Annotated in this window: 6 protein-coding genes; 2 read left to right on the top strand and 4 right to left on the bottom strand. The window is 64.0% G+C overall.

From position 1 onward, the window contains the following. Positions 1-201 precede the first annotated feature (201 nt). Entirely contained in the window at positions 202-1,092 is an 891-nt protein-coding gene (locus EN884_RS25615; protein WP_063168159.1) for a DMT family transporter, read from the top strand. 18 nt (positions 1,093-1,110) lie between these two features. Here EN884_RS25615 and EN884_RS25610 read toward each other — a convergent pair whose 3' ends face one another. From EN884_RS25610 to EN884_RS25600, 3 genes are all read right to left on the bottom strand, one after another. Continuing rightward, positions 1,111-2,151, bottom strand: a complete 1,041-nt coding sequence (locus tag EN884_RS25610) for a zinc-dependent alcohol dehydrogenase family protein (RefSeq protein WP_063168158.1) — start codon at positions 2,149-2,151, stop codon at positions 1,111-1,113. A 118-nt stretch (positions 2,152-2,269) separates the two neighbouring features. Next, complete coding sequence (gene maiA, locus EN884_RS25605; RefSeq protein ID WP_024503824.1) at positions 2,270-2,920, bottom strand: maleylacetoacetate isomerase; 651 nt, start codon at positions 2,918-2,920, stop codon at positions 2,270-2,272. Between the two features lie 4 nt (positions 2,921-2,924). Then, on the bottom strand, positions 2,925-3,620 hold the full coding sequence (locus tag EN884_RS25600; RefSeq protein WP_024503825.1) for a fumarylacetoacetate hydrolase family protein: 696 nt from the start codon (positions 3,618-3,620) through the stop codon (positions 2,925-2,927). Positions 3,621-3,795: 175 nt separating this feature from the next. Between EN884_RS25600 and EN884_RS25595 the strand changes: the two genes are divergently transcribed. Beyond that, on the top strand, positions 3,796-4,479 hold the full coding sequence (locus EN884_RS25595; protein WP_024503826.1) for a response regulator transcription factor: 684 nt from the start codon (positions 3,796-3,798) through the stop codon (positions 4,477-4,479). Positions 4,480-4,635: 156 nt separating this feature from the next. Here EN884_RS25595 and EN884_RS39790 read toward each other — a convergent pair whose 3' ends face one another. Then, a complete protein-coding gene (locus tag EN884_RS39790; RefSeq protein ID WP_245491988.1) occupies positions 4,636-4,779 on the bottom strand; it encodes a hypothetical protein in 144 nt (47 codons plus the stop codon). Positions 4,780-4,950 lie beyond the last annotated feature (171 nt).

Genomic DNA, 4,950 nt, shown 5'->3' with positions numbered 1-4,950 from the left:
GCGTCAGGCTGCGCGCCGCGATCCGCTGGCGGATCGTCGCCATGACGCCTTCGACCAGCGTACCGCCGCTCTCGCTTCCTGTAGTCTGCTTGTCCATCCGTACTGCTCTGCTGACTATGACAGTTTTGCATAATTGTACCGCATTGTCTCTGGCGATACTACCGGCTCCGCGCGATACGGAGCCGACAAACGGAGCATACGATGGACAAGACCGCGAGTGGCTGGATGAATGGATTCATCGGCGTGTTGATCTTCAGCGGCTCGCTGCCGGCGACGCGCGTGGCGGTCAGGGAATTCGATCCGACATTCCTGACCTCGGCCCGGGCGGCGATTGCCGGACTGCTTGGCCTTGCGCTGCTGCTCCTGTTTCGGCAGAAACGCCCGGAGCGCGGCGATCTGCTGTCGCTGGTGATCGTGGCACTTGGCGTGGTTGTCGGCTTTCCCTTGCTGACCGCGCTGGCGCTGAAGCACGTCACCACGGCCCATTCCATTATCTTCGTCGGCCTGCTGCCGCTGGCCACTGCGATATTCGGCGTGCTGCGCGGCGGCGATCGGCCGCGCCCGGCGTTCTGGTTGTTTTCATGCATAGGCAGTGCGCTGGTCGCGGGCTTTGCGCTGACGCAGGGCGTGACTGCCTCGCCGGTCGGCGACGGTCTGATGCTGGCTGCCATCATCGCTTGCGGCCTCGGCTATGCCGAGGGCGCCGCGCTGTCGCGCAGGCTCGGCGGCTGGCAAGTGATCTGCTGGGCGCTGGTGCTGTCGCTGCCGATCATGCTGGTGCTGACGCTGCTGACCATGCCGCCGTCGTTCGACGGCGTCGGCGTCAGTGCGTGGATGGGGCTTGCCTATGTCTCGCTGTTCAGCATGCTGATCGGCTTCGTGTTCTGGTATCGCGGCCTGGCGCAAGGCGGCATCGCCGCGGTCGGACAGTTGCAGCTGCTGCAGCCATTCTTCGGACTGGCACTGGCAGCGACGCTGCTGCACGAACAGGTCAGTTCGTTGATGGTGGTCGTCACGCTTGGCGTGGTGCTTTGCGTCGTAGGCGCCAAGCGATTCGCGAAGCAGGAATTGCCACGACGCGCGATCGCCTGACGACGGTGCCGTCCTCGCCTAAAACTTCGTCACCACCCCAATCCCAATGCCCTCGAAGCCGCCCATCGCCATCAGGGCCGCAGGCGCCTCGTCGAGACTGATCCTCTTGCCGACCAGCAGTTCGGGCTTCAGCTTGCCGTTGCGGATCATGTCCATCATCGCCTGGTAGCGGTAGGCCTGCATGCCGTGGCTGCCGAGGATTTCGAGCTCGAAGGCGATCACCTTGTCCATCGGCACCTGCGGCCGGGCATGCTCGCCCAGCATCAGGCCGACCTGCACATGGCGGCCGCGCCGGCGCAGATTGGATATCGAATTGAACGAGGTGGTGGGGTGGCCGAGCGCGTCCATCGACATATGCGCGCCGCCATTGGTGATCTGCTTGACCGCCTTGACCACGTTCGGCGTCGTAGATGCATTGATGGTGGCGACGGCGCCGATCTTTTTGGCGAAATCCAGTTTCTCGTCGGTGAGATCGATGGCGATGACATTGGCGCCCATGGCGCTGGCAATCATAATCGCCGACAGGCCGACGCCGCCGCAGCCATGCACCGCGACCCATTCGCCCGGCTTCACCCGGCCCTGGTCGACAATGGCTCGAAACGAAGTGACGAAGCGGCAGCCGAGGCTGGCGGCGGTGGCGAATTCCATCTCGTCGGGCAGGCGCACAAGATTGGTGTCGGCATGTTCGATGGCGACATATTCGGCAAACGAGCCCCAGCCGGTGAAGCCAGGCTGTGTCTGGTGCTCGCAGACCTGGTGATTGCCCGAATTACACTCGAAGCAGCGGCCGCAGCCGACGGCGAACGGCACTGTGACGCGCTCGCCGGCCTTCCAGCGTGTGACCTGCTTGCCCGCGGCGACGACGATGCCGGCAAGTTCATGGCCCGGCACGTGCGGCAGCGTGATGCCTTCGTCATGACCCATCCAGCCATGCCAGTCGCTGCGGCACAGACCGGTCGCCTCGACCTTGATGACGACGCCATCGGCTGCCGGCTTCGGATCAGGAACGGTCTGGATCCTCGGCGCTTCGCCGAATTTCTCGAAGACGACGGCTTTCATCGGCAACACCACCTTTCACACGGCCTGCGGGAAACGATAGCCGATTCCCTATCCGGTCAAGCGAAAATCGATTCCGCCAGCCATACTGTTCCGGTGCCGACGCTACGCAGATGACGCCTTATTCCGCGTCGATCTGGTTCTGGGGCGCCGCTTTCTGGAAGGCCGGCAGCGCCATGCAGGCGGCGTTGATGCGCGCGATCGTCGGGTAGGGCGTCAGATCGACGCCAAAGCGGGCATTGCTGGCAATCTGTGCGGCGAGGCAGATGTCAGCCAGACCCGGCGCGTCGCCATGGCAGAATGTTCCGGTCTCCGCCGACAAGGCCAGGATCTTTTCAAGCGGCTGAAAGCCCTCGTTCACCCAGTGGCGGAACCAGTTGACGACGTCCTCGTCGCCGGCGCCGAACAGCGTGCGCAGCGAGGTCAGCACGCGCAGATTGTTCACCGGGTGGATGTCGCAGGCGATCATCTGCGCCAGCATTCTGACCCGTGCCCGACCGGCCGCATCCCCTGGCAATAGCGGTGGTTCCGGGCTGGTCTCGTCGAGGAATTCGATGATCGCCAGCGATTGCGTCAGCAGCGTGCCGTCGCCGAGCACCAGCGCCGGCACCAGCCCTTGCGGATTGACCGCGAGATAGGCTGGTTCGAGGTGCTCGCCATGGCGCAGATGATGCGGGATATAGTCGTAGCTCAGCCCCTTCATCTCCAGCGCGATCCGCACCCGGTAGGAGGTGGAGGAGCGATAGTAGTTGTGCAGGACGAGTTTGCTCATGCGCTCACTTCGGCTGGCCGATGGTTATTTCGATGGTGCCGATGCCGTCGACGCCGCCGGTCATCGTGTCGCCGGGGCCAACCGCGCCGACGCCTGCTGGCGTACCGGTGAAGATCAGGTCGCCGGGCTCGAGCTCCATCGCCTCGCTGCAGATCGACACGATATCCGGTATCGGCCAGATCAGTTCGGCGAGGTCGGCATCCTGCCTGACCTTGCCGTTGACGGCGAGCCAGATGCGGCCCTTCTGTGGGTGGCCGGATTCGTGCGCTTGCACCAACGGGCTGCAAGGGGCGGAGCGGTCGAAGGCCTTCGACCAGTCCCAGGGCCGGGCGGCCTTCTTGGCCTCGTCCTGCAGGTCGCGGCGGGTGAGGTCGATGCCGACGCCGTAGCCCCAGACATGGTCCAGCGCCTTGTCGCGGGGAATGCGGAAGCCGGCTTTGCCGATCGCGGCCACCAGTTCGATCTCGTGGTGCAGATTGGCCGTCAGCGGCGGGTAGGGGATAGCGGTGCCGGAATCGACCACCGCGTCGGCCGGCTTGGTGAAGAAGAAGGGCGGATCACGCTCGTCATTGCCGAATTCGCGGGCATGCGCCGCGTAGTTGCGGCCGACGCAGTAGATACGGCGCACCGCAAAACGATCGGACGAGCCGGCAACGGCCACCGATGCGGTTGCGGGCAGGGGAAGGACGAATTCTGTCATCAAGGGTCTCTGCTTGGTTGCCGGAACATTCGACCGATTTGGGGGCCTGGACAAGGCGATTTGGTCGAGAAAGTGCCGGCGGCACTTTCCGCCGGAGATGGCGATATACTATTTGGCAATAATCTGGCCATGGTGGAGAGGTTATTCTAATCGCTCACGAACTGAAATGAACCCCATGACCGCAACCCACGATCGCGCCCGGTTTCTGATCATCGACGACCATCCGCTGTTTCGTGAGGCGCTGCACAGCGCCGTGCAGATGGCCTATCCGGAAGTCGACACGGTGGAGGCGCGCTCGATCACCGAGGCGCTCGATCTTCTGGCCGATGCCAAGCCGTTCGACCTCGCGCTTCTCGACCTCTCGATGCCCGACGTGCACGGTTTTGACGGCCTGCTGCAACTCCGGACCCGCTATCCGCGCCTGCCCGTGGTGATCGTCTCTGGTTACGAGGAGCCGAAGATCATTTCCGAAGCGCTGTCCTATGGCGCTGCCGGCTTCATCCCGAAATCGGCGCGCAAGAGCGACCTCGCCGCAGCCATCCGCTCGGTGATGGAAGGCGCGATCTATGTGCCGGAGACCTACGAAGGCCGGCCGCCGGACGCCGACAGCGCCGACCGCGCCGACATGGTGCAGCGCCTGTCGACGCTAACGCCGCAGCAACTGCGCGTGCTGCAGATGCTGCGCCAGGGCCTGCTCAACAAGCAGATCGCCTACGAGCTGCAGGTGGGAGAGACCACGGTGAAGGCGCATGTCTCGGAGATCCTGCGCAAACTCAATGTCTACAGCCGCACGCAAGCGGTGATCGAGGTGTCGAAGCTGGACAATGCGGAGTTGTTTCGCGATCAGGCTGGGTTTTGAGCTTTTACCCTCCTCCTTGTGGGGAGGGTCGATCCGCGAAGCGGAGCGGGGTGGGGGTCTGCGCCGCACCCCACCCCGGCGCTCCGCGCCGACCCTCCCCATCGAGGGGAGGGTAACCCATCATGCGCCGCGCTCAAGAATTACGGTCACAGTGCACTATTTCGCTTCGGCCGCCTGCCCCGCTTCCGCGGTTCCGGTTTGCCCGAAAATCCTACCCAGAAATGCCTCGTTGCCCACCGGCCAGCCGATGCTCTCGGCCTTGCGCAGTGCGTCGAAAGCCGCGGCATCCATCTCGATCAAATCGAACCGCCCGACCGACGACGGCAACTGTGTTTCATCGGCCCCAATTCCGTGACGCCATCGGGCTTATCAGTCGGATGCGCCCGAGCGTTTGACCAGGACCAATCCGCCGCCTGCTTCACCAGTCCCGCGCGCACCGGATTCAACCCGACATAACGCACAGCCGACAAG

This window comes from Mesorhizobium sp. M7A.F.Ca.AU.001.01.1.1, from assembly GCF_004022735.1.
Taxonomy (GTDB): domain Bacteria; phylum Pseudomonadota; class Alphaproteobacteria; order Rhizobiales; family Rhizobiaceae; genus Mesorhizobium; species Mesorhizobium ciceri.
This window is presented reverse-complemented; position numbering and strand designations above follow the sequence as displayed.